This is a genomic window from Paenibacillus polymyxa (assembly GCF_001719045.1).
GTDB classification, from domain to species: domain Bacteria; phylum Bacillota; class Bacilli; order Paenibacillales; family Paenibacillaceae; genus Paenibacillus; species Paenibacillus polymyxa_B.
This window is the reverse complement of the sequence record NZ_CP015423.1, coordinates 4730909-4745399: the sequence shown is the minus strand read 5'-3', so window position 1 is coordinate 4745399 and position 14491 is coordinate 4730909. Positions and strand designations below refer to the sequence as shown.

At 42.1% G+C, this 14491-nt stretch carries 15 protein-coding genes and 1 tRNA gene; 5 read left to right on the top strand and 11 right to left on the bottom strand.

The window, feature by feature from the left end; all coding sequences use genetic code 11:
* Positions 1–32: 32 nt before the first annotated feature.
* Both AOU00_RS21475 and AOU00_RS21470 read right to left on the bottom strand, forming a co-directional pair.
* Positions 33–1169 (bottom strand): GntR family transcriptional regulator, encoded by a 1137-nt coding sequence (locus AOU00_RS21475; protein ID WP_069291610.1) that lies wholly within the window; start codon positions 1167–1169, stop codon positions 33–35.
* A 196-nt stretch (positions 1170–1365) separates the two neighbouring features.
* Complete coding sequence (locus AOU00_RS21470; protein WP_069291609.1) at positions 1366–2517, bottom strand: sn-glycerol-1-phosphate dehydrogenase; 1152 nt, start codon at positions 2515–2517, stop codon at positions 1366–1368.
* Positions 2518–2685: 168 nt separating this feature from the next.
* Between AOU00_RS21470 and AOU00_RS21465 the strand changes: the two genes are divergently transcribed.
* Positions 2686–2889, top strand: coding sequence for a hypothetical protein (locus AOU00_RS21465; protein WP_061828633.1), 204 nt, complete (start codon positions 2686–2688; stop codon positions 2887–2889).
* A 112-nt stretch (positions 2890–3001) separates the two neighbouring features.
* Here AOU00_RS21465 and fabV read toward each other — a convergent pair whose 3' ends face one another.
* Both fabV and AOU00_RS21455 read right to left on the bottom strand, forming a co-directional pair.
* Complete coding sequence (gene fabV, locus AOU00_RS21460) at positions 3002–4183, bottom strand: enoyl-ACP reductase FabV (protein WP_061828634.1); 1182 nt, start codon at positions 4181–4183, stop codon at positions 3002–3004.
* 168 nt (positions 4184–4351) lie between these two features.
* A complete protein-coding gene (locus AOU00_RS21455; protein WP_061828635.1) occupies positions 4352–4708 on the bottom strand; it encodes a winged helix-turn-helix transcriptional regulator in 357 nt (118 codons plus the stop codon).
* A gap of 197 nt (positions 4709–4905) precedes the next feature.
* Here AOU00_RS21455 and AOU00_RS21450 point away from each other — a divergent pair, with 197 nt between their 5' ends.
* Positions 4906–5436 carry an NAD(P)H-dependent oxidoreductase gene (locus tag AOU00_RS21450; protein WP_061828636.1) on the top strand — a complete coding sequence of 177 codons (531 nt, stop codon included), beginning with the start codon at positions 4906–4908 and terminating at the stop codon, positions 5434–5436.
* A 93-nt stretch (positions 5437–5529) separates the two neighbouring features.
* On the opposite strand, the gene AOU00_RS21445 is transcribed toward AOU00_RS21450, so the two are convergent.
* Positions 5530–5614, bottom strand: a tRNA-Leu gene (locus AOU00_RS21445).
* Between the two features lie 377 nt (positions 5615–5991).
* Here AOU00_RS21445 and AOU00_RS21440 point away from each other — a divergent pair.
* Positions 5992–6426: an N-acetyltransferase gene (locus AOU00_RS21440; protein ID WP_061828637.1), complete on the top strand. Its 435-nt coding sequence runs from the start codon at positions 5992–5994 to the stop codon at positions 6424–6426.
* 99 nt (positions 6427–6525) lie between these two features.
* Here AOU00_RS21440 and AOU00_RS21435 read toward each other — a convergent pair whose 3' ends face one another.
* Both AOU00_RS21435 and AOU00_RS21430 read right to left on the bottom strand, forming a co-directional pair.
* A complete protein-coding gene (locus tag AOU00_RS21435) occupies positions 6526–7047 on the bottom strand; it encodes a GNAT family N-acetyltransferase (protein WP_061828638.1) in 522 nt (173 codons plus the stop codon).
* Positions 7048–7114: 67 nt separating this feature from the next.
* Positions 7115–7630: a hypothetical protein gene (locus AOU00_RS21430; protein WP_061828694.1), complete on the bottom strand. Its 516-nt coding sequence runs from the start codon at positions 7628–7630 to the stop codon at positions 7115–7117.
* 301 nt (positions 7631–7931) lie between these two features.
* Here AOU00_RS21430 and AOU00_RS21425 point away from each other — a divergent pair, with 301 nt between their 5' ends.
* Complete coding sequence (locus AOU00_RS21425) at positions 7932–8429, top strand: hypothetical protein (protein WP_061828639.1); 498 nt, start codon at positions 7932–7934, stop codon at positions 8427–8429.
* A gap of 236 nt (positions 8430–8665) precedes the next feature.
* Positions 8666–9166, top strand: a complete 501-nt coding sequence (locus AOU00_RS21420) for a hypothetical protein (RefSeq protein WP_061828640.1) — start codon at positions 8666–8668, stop codon at positions 9164–9166.
* A 202-nt stretch (positions 9167–9368) separates the two neighbouring features.
* Here the strand turns inward: AOU00_RS21420 and nspC are convergent, their stop codons facing one another.
* The 4 genes from nspC to htpG all read right to left on the bottom strand — a co-directional run bounded on the left by nspC (position 9369) and on the right by htpG (position 14329).
* Positions 9369–10508 carry a carboxynorspermidine decarboxylase gene (nspC, locus tag AOU00_RS21415; RefSeq protein WP_061828641.1) on the bottom strand — a complete coding sequence of 380 codons (1140 nt, stop codon included), beginning with the start codon at positions 10506–10508 and terminating at the stop codon, positions 9369–9371.
* Positions 10509–10516: 8 nt separating this feature from the next.
* A complete protein-coding gene (locus tag AOU00_RS21410; RefSeq protein WP_013309649.1) occupies positions 10517–11716 on the bottom strand; it encodes a saccharopine dehydrogenase family protein in 1200 nt (399 codons plus the stop codon).
* 315 nt (positions 11717–12031) lie between these two features.
* Positions 12032–12292, bottom strand: a complete 261-nt coding sequence (locus tag AOU00_RS21405; RefSeq protein ID WP_061828642.1) for a bacteriocin immunity protein — start codon at positions 12290–12292, stop codon at positions 12032–12034.
* 156 nt (positions 12293–12448) lie between these two features.
* Positions 12449–14329: a molecular chaperone HtpG gene (gene htpG, locus AOU00_RS21400; RefSeq protein WP_061828643.1), complete on the bottom strand. Its 1881-nt coding sequence runs from the start codon at positions 14327–14329 to the stop codon at positions 12449–12451.
* Positions 14330–14491 lie beyond the last annotated feature (162 nt).

Here is a 14491-nt window from a genome sequence, read left to right as displayed (position 1 = left end):
AAGCTGTATACTTACTAACTTGTCCTTACATGTTAAGAAATAAAACCGACTGATCTTCCAGGATAGTGTTCTCCAGGCATGACCTGGACAGGCCCCGTAGATTCACGAACGATGAGCTCAGGCGGTAGAATTAACTGACGATCTTCTTCATGGTACCCCTTCTCTTCAATCATCGACAGCATGGTATCGGCAGCACGTAACCCCAATTCTTCCTTTGGATGCCGAATTGTCGTTAGCTTGATTTCCGTTGCTGTCGCCAAAAATGAATCATCAAACCCAACCAACGATAGATCATTGGGAATGTTCAGGCCCACCGAACGTACAATATCCAGGAGTCGAACAGCCAGCTCATCATTATAGGTCACCCATCCAGTAGGACGCTCTCCCGCCTCCATCGCCAATAGCCTCGACGCACGTTGTAGCGGAATCTCATTTTTTTCTTCTGTCCGGTAAGTCGTTACTGCGTTCGGGTGTAGTGTCACACCATATTTGCGGTGAGCGGCCACAAATCCCTTCATACGAAGAATCCCTTGCATATCATCGGTTTTGAAAAATCCGGCCAAGCGTCGGTGTCCCAGCTTAATCAGATGCTCGGCCGCCAAAAAACCACCCTTTTCATCATCTACTCGCAGACATGGCGCATCCATTTCCTCATAACGCGCATTGATCATCAAATAAGGGATTTGGCGGTTTTCCACGGTTAAATAATAGTTCAGATTGGGGTTACGCTCTCCACTTTTGGTCGGTTCGATAATAATTCCGCTCAGCGGTTGACTCAACAGCATTTCCAGGCACTGACTCTCTTGCTCAGGGTCATTACCTGTGCTTGACAGCAGCATCTTATAGCCCTGACGACTCAATTTGGATTCGATTCCCTGTACAATGGATGGGAAAATATAATCCGATATATAGGTTGTAATGACTCCAATCGTCTTTGGATCTTCGGGCTGCTTGCTGTCCCGTGTCGCGACAAAGGTCCCCTTGCCCTGCATCCGAAACAGCCAGCCTTCCTGCACCAGCTCACCCAGCGCCTGACGCACCGTTTGCCGACTAACGGCAAATTGTTCAGACATTTCATGCTCAGATGGAAGCTGGCTTTGTGGTTCCAGTTTGGATGAATGAATCCAGGACAAAATTTCCTGTTTAACTTGTATATATTTGGGCGCCATAATTTCCTCCGTACTTGCAATATCGTGTACCTGTTCATATTCCACGATTATAGCATACCGTTCATTTGTACATACAAATGTTACAGGAACAGGATATCGTCGTATTGCTGCCGGAGGTGTAAACCCATTCGCTTATCCCTTCCTTGCCACACATGAGTAGCTGAATATCTAAAGGACAATGTGTAGAGGTTGCACATTACGAACGAAGCAATTGATGTTCATTCATATACTTAAGTCCTGTGTAGCGATCACGCAAGGTATGAGCCGTGCGCAATGCACGAGCAAGCTGTTCCTCCGTAACCCCCAGCTCGGCAATGGTAGATGGGCCTCCGACCTGAGCCAGCCATGCACGCATCTGCTCCGACGTAGGCAATTCCCGATACACCTTAAATACCTCTACATCCTGACTAACTGCTAAATCCCTGTAAAGGTCAGACAGCAATGCGGATGCTACGCCTACTTTGGCACCATGCAAAACTTGCTTGCGTCCTTCTGCAATAAAATCCATTTCAATTCGGTGGGAAATATGGTGCTCTCCCCCTGACGCTGGACGAGAATGATCTATCATCAGCATCGAAATACCGGATGCAATCAGCGCATTCATCAATACCTCGACCCCAGCCTTGCTACCTGCCGCAATCTCATTGACATGTTCTATACAGGCACGCAAAGCCTCCTCGGTAATGCGATTAGCCACAGGTGAATATGGCTCGTTTCCCAAATCTCTGGAAACATGCCAGTCCGCTAGTGAGGTGAACTTACCGAGCATATCGCCAAAACCGGCCGCAGTCATCGTCTGTGGCGCATTTGCCAGCACGGACAAATCAGCAAAGATCGCCTCTGGCGGAACTGCTTGGAATGTCTGCTTGCTGCCATCCACAATTAGTGGTGCGCCTGCGGAGGTAAAACCATCCACCGAAGCAGCCGTCGGTACTGACAAGAACGGACGATTCATTTTATAACATACGAAGCGAACCAGATCATGAATCGTGCCAGAGCCTACAGCAAGTACAGCCTGACTCTTATCCGCCACACCCAGCAGCACTTTCATAATGTAGGTCTCATCAGCAATGACATCCCCTACAGCATTCGGAGGTAAGCGGACTACATCAACTGTCAAACCTGCCTCACGAATCAGCTCAGCCACTTTTGTTCCAGCCGCCGCCGAAGTATGCTCATCTTCTACCAGAGTTACATGACGATAATCCTGTTGGTTCAGATAAGGAACAACAGACTCCAGTGCTCCATCCTGTACCTCAATAAACAATTCAACCTTTCGGTGAGGATGATCAGCGTTACTAGCCTGCGCCTCTTCGTTCCACAGCTTGATCTGCTCATTCATATTCATTTCATCAGCCTCCTGAAAAAGGAATAATTTGCACAAGAATGATCCATAATGATTAATAGATTCCGTTTGAAAACGATTACTATTTAATTGTACGCACAAGTGTGTGTCCAAGTCCAGCGAAAAAGTACAAGTTGCTTTTTAATTTATACATTCGAAAGGAACATGTTTATGAAATTTGGAACGGATATTGCCTGCGCACTTGGGTTACTGGCAGGTACAACGTTTGGCAGTGGTATTGCTTTTTTGTTCGGCTGGCAAGCTTATCGGGCCCTGACTTCTGTTGCAGTCTTTGGCGTTGTGGGGATTGTCATTACCATTGCCGTTTTTCGCTTGCTGCACCGTAAGTCACTTTCCACATCTAATTCTCGATAAATGCCGTTAGTGAAACGAGTGCAACTTGTTTTTTTGCCAATATACATAAAAAACGGGTCTCTTAAGCAATTGTATCGCTTGAGAGTACCCGTTTTTGTTTTACAAATATCACTTATGAAAGTGTATCAACCTCTGGATTAACGTCTAATTCATAATCAATTTCATCAAACCCGAATCCAAATAATTGGAGGAAATCCAGACGGTATTGTTCGAGATCACCCAATTCAGATACGTTTTCTGTAGTGATTTCGGACCAAGCTGCTTTGACAGCCTGCTGCACATCGTCTCTCATTTCCCAGTTATCCAGCCGAATGCGTCCTTCTTCATCCGTTTCCACAGTGGACCCACTGTATAGCGTCTCGAACAGACGTTGTGCCTGCTCAATACATCCCTCGTGCAGTCCCTTTTCCTTCATGACCTTAAACAGCAAAGAAATATACAAAGGTACGACTGGAATAGCCGAACTGGATTGTGTAACCAAAGCTTTATTCACAGAAACGTAAGCTTTTCCATGATAACGCTCCAGTTGCTTTGTTAAAGTATGTGCTGTAGCTTCCAAATCATTTTTAGCTTGGCCAATGGTTCCTTTACGATAGATAGCCTCCGTAATTTCGGGACCAATATACGAGTATGCCAGTGTGGTTACCCCTTCAGCCAGCAGATCAGCTTCTTCCAACGCTTTTAGCCACAAGGACCAATCTTCGCCACCCATTACCGTGATGGTGTTCTCGATTTCCTCCTGCGTAGCCGGTTCTAGCGTAATTTCTGATACGACACCTGTATTCGTATTCACTGTTTTATTAGAAAAAGACTGTCCGATAGGCTTGAGAACGGAATTAAAGGTCTCACCTGTATCGGGATGTGTCCGTCGCGGTGAAGCGACACTATATACAATCAGGTCTACCTTGCCCAGCTTTTCCTTTACCAGCTTCAACGTCTCCTGCTTAATTTCATGAGAAAAAGCATCTCCATTAATGCTTTCTGCTATGTAGCCAGCTGCTCTGGCCGCTCTTTCAAAGGCTACCGTATTATACCAGCCTGCTGAAGCCGTGCGCCCCTCAGATGCGGGACGTTCATAGGATACCCCTATGGTGTCCGCTCCCAGACCGAAGCTCGCAGCAATACGAGAAGCCAGCCCGTATCCAGTAGATGCTCCGATCACAAGCACCTTTTTAGCTCCTTGTATTGATGTGCTGTCTTTGATGTAGTTGATCTGACGGTTAACATGAGCCGCGCATCCTGCAGGATGTGCAGTCGTACATATAAAACCACGGATTTTCGGTTTAATAATCATTGCAAGGGTCCCCCTACTTTAGCATTCATTTAATATGGATGTAATGGTTGTCCAGTCATAACTATATAGCAAATCAGCTTGCGGCTCAACACATAACATAACACTTGAAGACAGCCGAAGAAAACTACCGTAAACATCATAGTCTGCAACGCTTTTTTACTCCACTATTCATTTTGAATCATTTTCTAACATCATCACATCTTCTCCTTGCTGTTGTCTTATTTGGATATTAGCCCTTCCCCAAGAACACATTAAGTCAATAATTTCATTTGCTGTAATTCCATATTCCGTTATATAATACTCCACTTTTGGAGGCATTTGATTATACACATGTCTACCTATGATACCATCCTTTTCAAGTTCGCGAAGTTGCTGTATAAGAACCTTTTGAGAAATGCCTGAAATACTACGCTGTAATTCACTTGTCCTTTTTCTACCAGACATTAATAAACATATGATTAATGATTTCCATTTACCTCCGATGATCTCAAGTGTTGCTTCTATGCCTAAATTATATTGTTTCATAGTACCACCTCTTCAACGCTAAAAATAACAACGTTTATCTAATTAATTCTATAATCGCATATCTTCACTTTAAGTCCAATGCATACTTTCAAGTAACTATCTTACTTTATTGTGTGTATTTACTTTTTTTGAAGCATACAGAATAATAATAGAGCATCTACAAAGGCAAATATGTTACGTAAGAAAGGTGATTTATGATGAAAACTCTTGTGATTTTAGCTCATCCCAATATCGAAGATTCTAGAGTAAATAACAGATGGAAACGAGAATTACTTCAATATACCAATGAAATTACAATTCATGAGATTTATAAAGAGTATCCAAACTGGAGCATTGATGTTTTGAAAGAACAACAGCTACTTGAAGCATACGATAATGTCATATTTCAATTCCCTTTGTATTGGTATAGTTACCCTCCTTTATTAAAAAAGTGGTTCGATGATGTTTTTACCCATGGATGGGCTTATGGTTCAAAGGGTGATAAGTTAGAAGGAAAGAAGCTAGGGATAGCCATGTCCATTGGCGATAAAAAAGAAAATTACTTATCTACTGGTTCCGTTTCTTTTACTGTAGATGAAGTTATAGCACCTTTTAAGGCAAGCGCAGTGCATGTTGGCGCGATACCATTACCCTATTTCGCTGTCTTCGGAGCCTCGTTTCAAGCAAGCGACGAAGACATTGATCAGAGTGCAAAAGACTATATTAAATATATATTTCAGTATAAATAAAATAGTTATAATGGTACGCGCATCTTAACCATATAAAAACAGGCTCTTGGTGGCATCCAGCCAATCCAAGAACCTGTAAATGTTAGGCTATGATGCGGTCGAGAGGACTCGAACCTCCACGGGGGGTTAGCCCACACGGACCTGAACCGTGCGCGTCTGCCAATTCCGCCACGACCGCATATTATGTATTCACACCGATGTTTTTCAATCACGGTAATTTAGATTATATCTTCCATAGAACATAAAATCAAGTTATTTTTATCTTATATTTTCTATGAGTCATTTCCGTAAATATAAGAAAATCACTGGATATCACAAACCAGATATGGTAAAATGGGTCCATCAGGAAAGGAGGTGCGTCAACATCAATAATCACATGTTGAGCGTATCCCTTACCCGGTCCGTTATTCTCTAATTTACAGAGTTGACGGAGGCGCGGGATACGGATCAAAGCTTTAAATAAGCGCCACGGGTAGAAAGACCGTCCTCGGACGGTCTTTTTTATTTCAGCATCATCTATAAGATTACATACTGCACTGTGAAAGAGGAGATACGATGTCGATTAGACCCGCAAATGTGGAAGAGCTCAACGAGTTGGCAGCCATCTGGCTAGATGCTTCCATAGAAGCCCATCATTTTATTGCTCCGCAGTATTGGGCATCACAAGTTACCGAGATGGAAAACAGGTACCTTCCTCTCGCTCAAAACTACGTAATCATACAAGATGATCATAGCATTGGCGGCTTCGTCTCCATGTTGGATGGATACTTGGCGGCTCTGTTTATTCGTGTTGGTTCTCAAAGGAAAGGCTATGGCAAGTTACTACTAGATTGGGTGAAGAAGCAACATAATGAGATTCAATTAAAGGTATACCAGTCGAACACGAAAGCATTTAACTTCTATACTAAAAATGGATTTACCATTCAAGCGGAATCTGTTGATGCCGAAACTGACGAGAAAGAATTTGTAATGGGATGGAAAAAACATTAACGATATTGAAGCACCTAGCACCTTTAGCCTAGTAGTACAAAGGCTCTGCTCCCGTAGAAATACGGCGTAAGCAGAGCCTTTTACTTTTATCTATTACAACTAAGTGTCTAGTCTCCTATTTAAGCCATAAACCTCGGCATATAAAATCTCTTTAAACGGAGCAAAATCCTGTTCAGCCAGCGCACCTGGATAGCTCATTATTTGAAGCCGCAGATCAGCCTGTCCTTCTCTTAAAGGGGGCTGTACATAGTCAAAATGGTTCAGATGAAACCCTAAACGTTCATAAAAACCAATTCTTCTCCGAGTCCATTCATCCACGGGTGGCTCAACCTCCAGTACTACCGGTTTACCGGACTGTGAAATAAACTTGCTCATAAGCTCTTTACCTAACCCGCCACCTCGTATAGCCGAATCTACGGCAATATGCTCTACAAACCGAAAATCTGTAAACTCCCATCCCGCCAAAAAAGCAATTGTTTGCCCTTGTTCGTCCATTTTGGTAAGTAAACGATAACACGGATGATGAAGCAGAGTCCTCTGTGACTCGAATGTCCTGCATTCCGTTTTAGGAAAAGAAGCTTCCATAATCGCATACACTTGAGAGAATTCAAGTTCATTCATATACTTTCAACTCCTCTAACATAACTTGTCGGTCTACTAATGTCAGTTACATTAGGGCCTTAACCCTTTAGACCTTGTTTAATTCCATAAGCGTCAGCAATATGTGTTCCAACAGCTCTGGAATGTCTTCCATCTGATCTTCGTTAATTTGTCTGGAAAATCGGAGTTCAATCCTGTTTTGGTATGTAGACATCTTTTCTCCGTAAATCTGACTAAGCGTTTGTACCGGTCGAAGATCGGGCTTCCAAATTTCGGTCAGTATATTTTCAATCCGGCTGCATTGTGACCCAATCTCACGAATTTCCATGTAAAAACTCAGCAACAAGACACATCCCGGAATTTGATCTTTGATTTCCAAAATTTCCGCAGCCAAGTTGTTTAAATCCGCCTTCAGTTGAATCTCTGCTGTCACACTCGGGTGTTCTCTCAGTCTGAATTGGACAGCAAATTCACGTGACAACACGGACATTTCCAATCTGTCGATTCGCTGCGTAATGTCAATACGTGAATCCAGATTATCCAGATCGTATACTGTATTTTCCATGGCCACTTTTAAATTATCAAAAACCGTCGGATCGAACATATATTTTTCACCTCCAATTATGGAGTATAACATAGCTTCTGTTACTCCTAAAATAGGATGCCCCTTTTCACGAAATCATATTAAGATGGAACTTTATAGTATAAAGTAAATTGATCAATTCTTATGTCGAAGTTTAGTGAATAAATTTGTAAAAACACATAATTGTGACAAAAAAATATATTTTTTTGATTATTATCCTTTTTACGTTCCAATACATTGGAATATACTATATAATACTGGATGGGATTGGTTATACATATTCTATAAATCCCAAAATAAAAGAAGGGAAGAATTCATAAATATGAAAAAAGCGATTTTTTCCACACTAGGTCTTGCACTTCTATTAAGCACATCCACCGCCGTTGCATCCGCTCAAGAAGCAGCACCCGCATTACAAAAGGAACCTATCCAACTTTCTGGGAATGGGACCGACAGAGAGCCTAATGACTGGTTTGATCAAGCCAGTGAAATACTAGCAGGAGTTGACATCTATGGGGAAATAGGAAGACACTTTGATGGAGGCTATGCAGGTTATTATGACACTACCGATTATTATAAATTTAAAGCTTTTCAGTCTGGATGGTATCAATTTAACATTCAAGGAGACATATATCCCAACACATGGCTGAGACTTGGTTTGGCTGACAGTAACGGACATTTCATTAGATACGCAAATGATCGTGAATACTCTTTAGGCAAAAATCTTGAAGCTGGTAAATGGTACTACTTGGTAGTAGAAACACCCAACGCTGAATTAGGACAATTGTTCGACTATAAAATTACTTCTACGATTAAATAGATTAAAAGCTGAATTGGAGTATAACAAAAAATGTGATCCTTCCTCAGGGACCACGTTTTTACATTCTTGAACACCTATTGTCTTACACAAACGCTGCTATATCCTCGTAGGGGAACACTGTTCCTTCTTGTATATCATTTTAGCTAGTTAATAATATACAAAAATAATTTTGGAACAAATTACTAATATATTCATATAAATGAATATAAATCCCAAAAAAGAGAGGTAGTTTACTCATGAAAAAAACGTTGTTAGCTTCATTAGGTCTTACACTTCTGCTAAGTACTTCTGCCAGTGTCGCTTTAGCCGAAGAAGCAAATTCCGTACCAGCCGCCAAGGAATCAACTCTTGCCCCTTTACTTGAATATGATGAACAAGAGCCAAATGATACTTTTGAACAAGCTAACTATTATTTTATAGGTGATGCGGTCATTGGAACCCTCGGTGAAGAGAAGCATGGGATGTGGGAAAACTACGATGTATATAAAATAATGGCAGAAAATAAATCAAGCGAAGTTCACTTTACAATTCAGGGACACAGATATCCCGACTCTTGGTTGGAACTAACCCTTTTCGATAGTAATGGTCAAAGCATTAAAAGTTCAAAAAATGGTCAATATTTTTTAAATGCAACTCTTGAGCAAGGTAAAGATTACTACCTAGCCGTCAATGCGCTCGGGCTTCAATTCGGAGGAAAAATGTTTGACTATAAACTCTCTTCTGAAGCTGTAAGGTAGACTAACTAAATTTATATAACTTTTCAAGTATTGAATCATTATTTAATGCCCGTTGTCGTATTGGATACATGCAACAGGCACATATAAAAACTAAAAAATCCCTAACTACGCCAAAAAGCCTCACCCCTTTCTCAAGGGGCGAGGCTTTTGTGGTTCAGTCATTCCATTTGGTGCACTCAGTTCTTTTACCCCTGTGTAAGTCTTACGACAAACGTGAGCTAAAGTCCTCGTAGGAGAACTGACGGATTACCTTGATGCCTTCTTCGTCGTTGTAGCTGGCGATGGCTGGCAGGTTGACTCCGTTGAACATGTGGTTTTTGACCATCGTGTAATGGGCCATGTCGCAGAATACAAGCTTGTCTCCCGGCTTCAATGGCTCTTTAAAGGAATAGTCACCAATCACATCTCCGGCCAAGCACGTAAGTCCACCAAGTCTGTAGGTGTAAGCATACTCGCCAGGCTGGCCTGCATCAATGATGTTCGGGCGATATGGCATAGCCAGCACATCAGGCATATGACATTCAGCCGAAGTATCCAGAATGGCAATATCCATTCCGTTTTTCATCGTATCCAATACGGTAGCAACCAGATACCCAGTATTCAAAGCAATAGCTTCGCCTGGCTCCAGATAAACCTGCACACCATATTTATCCTGAAAATATTGAATACAGCGTACCAGCGTGTCCAGATCATAGTCTTCTCTGGTAATATGGTGACCGCCGCCGAAATTGAGCCATTTCATGTTCTTAATGTATGGCCCGAATTTCTCATCCACGACTTTAATGGTGCGCTCTAGCGTATCTGAATTCTGTTCACACATCGTATGAAAATGAATACCGTCCACGCCATCCAGATCCTCAGGTCTAAAGTTAGCCAGGGTCACACCCATTCTGGAGTTGTTGTAGCAAGGATCATACAGCGGCGTTTCGATTTCCGAATATTCTGGATTAACCCGAATGCCGATGTCGATTTTTTTGGAAGTTACGCCTTGCACTCTGTTTTTGTAGCGTTTCAGTTGATCAAAGGAGTTGAAAACAATATGGTCAACATACTCCAATAGCTCATCAAATTCACTGTCAACATAAGCAGGTGCGTATACGTGAACCTCTTTGTCCATTTTTTCGCGACCAAGTCGTGCTTCGAACAACGAACTGGAGGTTACGCCTTTTAAGTATTTGCCAACCAGAGGAAAGGTCGAAAACATCGAAAATCCCTTAAGAGCGAGCAAGATACTGCAGCCTGTCCGCTCTTGAACGGAATTTAAGACCTCAAGGTTTTTGACAAGAAGTCTTTCGTCAACAAGATAACAAGGTGATGGAAGTCCTGTAATATCAATATTCATCGCAGACCTCAATCAAGCAACGTTGGCGTAAAGTTCTCTTGCCATGGCAATCCGTGTTTATTTAGTGCTTCCATAAATGGATCTGGATCAAATTCCTCAACGTTGTAAACGCCTGGTTTTTTCCAGATACCTTTGATGATAAGCATTGCGCCGATCATGGCAGGAACACCAGTTGTGTAAGAAATGGCTTGGGAGCCAACCTCTGCATAACATTCCTCATGATCACAAACATTGTAAACATAATACGTTTTTGGTTTTCCATCTTTCACACCTTGGATGATACAACCAATGTTCGTTTTGCCTTTTGTTCTTGGTCCCAGAGAAGCCGGGTCTGGCAAAATAGCTTTCAGGAATTGCAGTGGAATGATTTGTTGTCCTTCGTAATCAATAGGCTCGATCGAAGTCATGCCTACGTTTTGAAGTACATTCAAATGATTCAGATAATTGTCCGAGAACGTCATCCAGAAGCGGATTTTTTTCACGCCTTTAATATTCACTGCAAGAGATTCCAGTTCTTCATGGTACAAAAGATATATATTTTTCGGTCCAATTTCAGGAAGGTCGTATACCTTTTTCTCAGAAAGTGGCTCAGTTTCAATCCATTCTCCGTTTTCAAAGTAACGGCCCTTCGCCGTAATTTCACGAATATTGATTTCCGGATTAAAGTTAGTTGCAAAAGGATATCCGTGGTCCCCTGCATTCGCATCCACAATATCAATCGTATGAATTTCATCAAAGTAGTGCTTTTGAGCATAAGCCGTAAATACTCCAGTTACGCCTGGATCAAAACCGCTGCCCAGCAGAGCTGTAATTCCTGCTTTTTCGAATCTTTCTTTGTAGGCCCATTGCCAGCTGTATTCAAACTTCGGCGTATCCGGCGGTTCATAGTTCGCCGTATCAACGTAATGAACACCTGTCTCAAGGCAAGCATCCATTATCGTCAAATCCTGATAAGGGAGAGCCACATTGATAACTACATCCGGTTGAAAGCTTCGAATCAAGTCAATGACCATGTCGGTGTTGTCAGCATCAAGCTGAGCCGTTTGGATCTTCGTACGACCTCCACCCAGCTTCTCTTTAAGCGCATCGCATTTCTCAACAGTTCTGCTTGCGATACAAATTTCTTCAAATACATCTGGGTTTTGGCAACATTTATGCACCACAACGCTGGCCACGCCACCGGCGCCAATAATCAATGCTTTTCCCAAAATAAATAACCTCCTTATTCCATACGCTAATCGCTAATCATTCTTGCAAACAAAATGATTATAAAGACATCCCACCAAATAATCAAGAAAAACGACAATTTGCTGTATCAAAATTCACAGGAACATGTCACAAAAACTTTACAAATGCCAAAATTAGGAATAAAAACTCCGTAAAGTGTGCAGAAAACCAACATTACCCCATACACTCCAGGGAAGTCAGCACGCATTTAACGGAAGTTTTTTTGAATCTAATGCTCATAGTCCTAAAGAGTTAATACTATCTTATTTCTAAACAAAAGACCACCCCTCCGCATCCTATGGAGAAGATTCATGGGGTGGTAAAATAATGGGCTGATAGCGTAATGCCTCATCTACGATCTCTGCCGCACTCAAATCACGATTATCCCAGTAGATCAAATTACTGATCCCCGGATGGGGCGTATTTTGCATCACTATGGTCAGCATGCTGTCGATTTCCTCTTCTGTTCCCTCACCTCTGATGATTTTTTCCACTAACTCTATAAGCTCATTTCGGTCTAAATTTTGGAGTTCCTGGTTGGCTTGATCCAGACTCATATAATTGCCCTCCTTTAATTGAGTATGATCGGCATTGTGTGGGCCCATCCCTTCTTCTGTAAGCGCTATATGACCTATTATGGGGCTTTAAGAAGTGTTTATGATAAATAAAGCCGTCCCCAGTATGGGAACGGCTCTATACAATAATAAAGCTTGTTAAACCATGATTTTGCAAATATCGTTCGTGAATTCAACCGGATCTTGCAGTGGCAAGCCTTCGATCAGCAAAGCCTGATTATACAGTAATGCCGTATAGAGGTTTACCTTCTCCTTATCCTTGTCAAAAGCTTCTTTCAAAGAGTTGAACACCGCATGGTTTACGTTGATTTCCAGCACTTTATTCGCTTTGACATCGGCGTTATTAGGCATGGCGTTCAAGATTTTTTCCATCTCAATCGTCACTTCGCCGTCTGCGGACAGACATACCGGATGTGTCTTCAAGCGCTTGGAGGCTTTAACACTGGATACCTTGCCTTCCAGCAAGCCCTTCATGTACTCGAACAGCTCTTTGTTGTCGTTTTGTTCTGCTTCTGATTCTTTCTCGTTTTCGTCAGGCTCAATGCCCAGATCGCCGCTCGATACAGATTTGAATTCTTTCTCTTTGTAGCTTAAGAGCATTTTAATAGCGAACTCATCAATATCATCGGTGAAATACAGAATTTCGTAGCCTTTGTCAGCCACCATTTCGGTTTGCGGCAGTTTTTCAATACGCTCATTGGACTCCCCGGAAGCGTAATAAATATACTTCTGATCCTCTGGCATACGCGATACGTATTCGTCCAAAGTAACCTGCTTTTTCTCTGTAGAAGAGTAGAACATGAGCAGATCCTGGAGAGTTTCTTTATGTCTGCCGTAATCGTTGTAGACACCAAATTTTAATTGTCTGCCAAATGATTTGTAGAATTGATCATATTTCTCCCGATCATTTTTGAGCAAGGTCAGCAATTGGCCTTTGATTTTGCTCTCGATATTTTTAGCAATCAGCTTCAGCTGACGGTCATGCTGCAGCATTTCTCTGGAAATGTTGAGCGACAGGCTTTCGGAGTCGACCATACCTTTGACAAAGCTAAAATAATCCGGCAGCAGATCAGAAGATTTTTCCATAATCAGCACACCGTTGGCATACAACTCCAGCCCTTTTTCATATTCCTTGGAGTAGAAATCAAACGGAATATTTTCAGGAATAAACAGAATAGCTTGGTACACTACCGCGCCATCCGCACTGACGTGGATATGCTGGAGCGGCTTGTCGTAGCCATAGCGTTTTTCCGCGTAGAAATTTTGATAATCCTCGTCGGTCAGCTCGCTTTTGTTTTTTCTCCAGATAGGAACCATGCTGTTAATACGCTGTTCTTCTTCGTAATCCTCGAACTCGTTGTCGCTTCCCTCTTTCAGACGCTTGCCTGTAATATCCATTTTAATCGGATAGCGGATAAAGTCGGAGTATTTTTTAATCAGTGCTTTTAAACGGTACTCGTCCAAATATTCGTCGTAGGACTCATCTTCGGTGTTTGCCTTGATTTTCAGAACTATCTCTGTTCCGACCTCGTCCTTCTCAGCTGCCTCAATGGTATACCCGTCTGCACCTGTGGATTCCCATTTATATGCAGTATCGCTTCCCAAAGCCTTGGTAGTCACTGTAACCACATCTGCTACCATGAAAGCTGAATAGAAGCCAACGCCGAATTGACCGATGATGTCATGACCATCCTTGGATTCATTTTCATTTTTGAATGCCAGTGAACCACTTTTAGCAATAACACCCAGGTTATTTTCTAGCTCTTCCTTGGTCATACCAATCCCGGTATCACGCAGGGTTAGCGTTCTGTTATCCTTATCGGCAGTTACTTTGATATAATAATTTTCTTTGTCAAAGACCAGTTGATCATCCGTCAATGCTTTGTAATAAATTTTGTCAATCGCATCACTTGCATTGGAGATCAGCTCTCTTAGGAAAATTTCCTTTTGCGTGTAAATCGAGTTAATCATCATTTCGAGCAGACGCTTGGACTCAGCCTGAAACTGTTTTTTCTCCATTCGGATATCTCCTTTCAAATATGAACCTATGTAAGGCCAGCGGATATGAGCTATGCAAACGATTCAACTTTGTTAGCACTCCCATCATTCGAGTGCTAGCCTACCTTTTTTATATCATTCCTCATTTTTTATGTCAATATCTCGGTCGACTAAACATTAAAA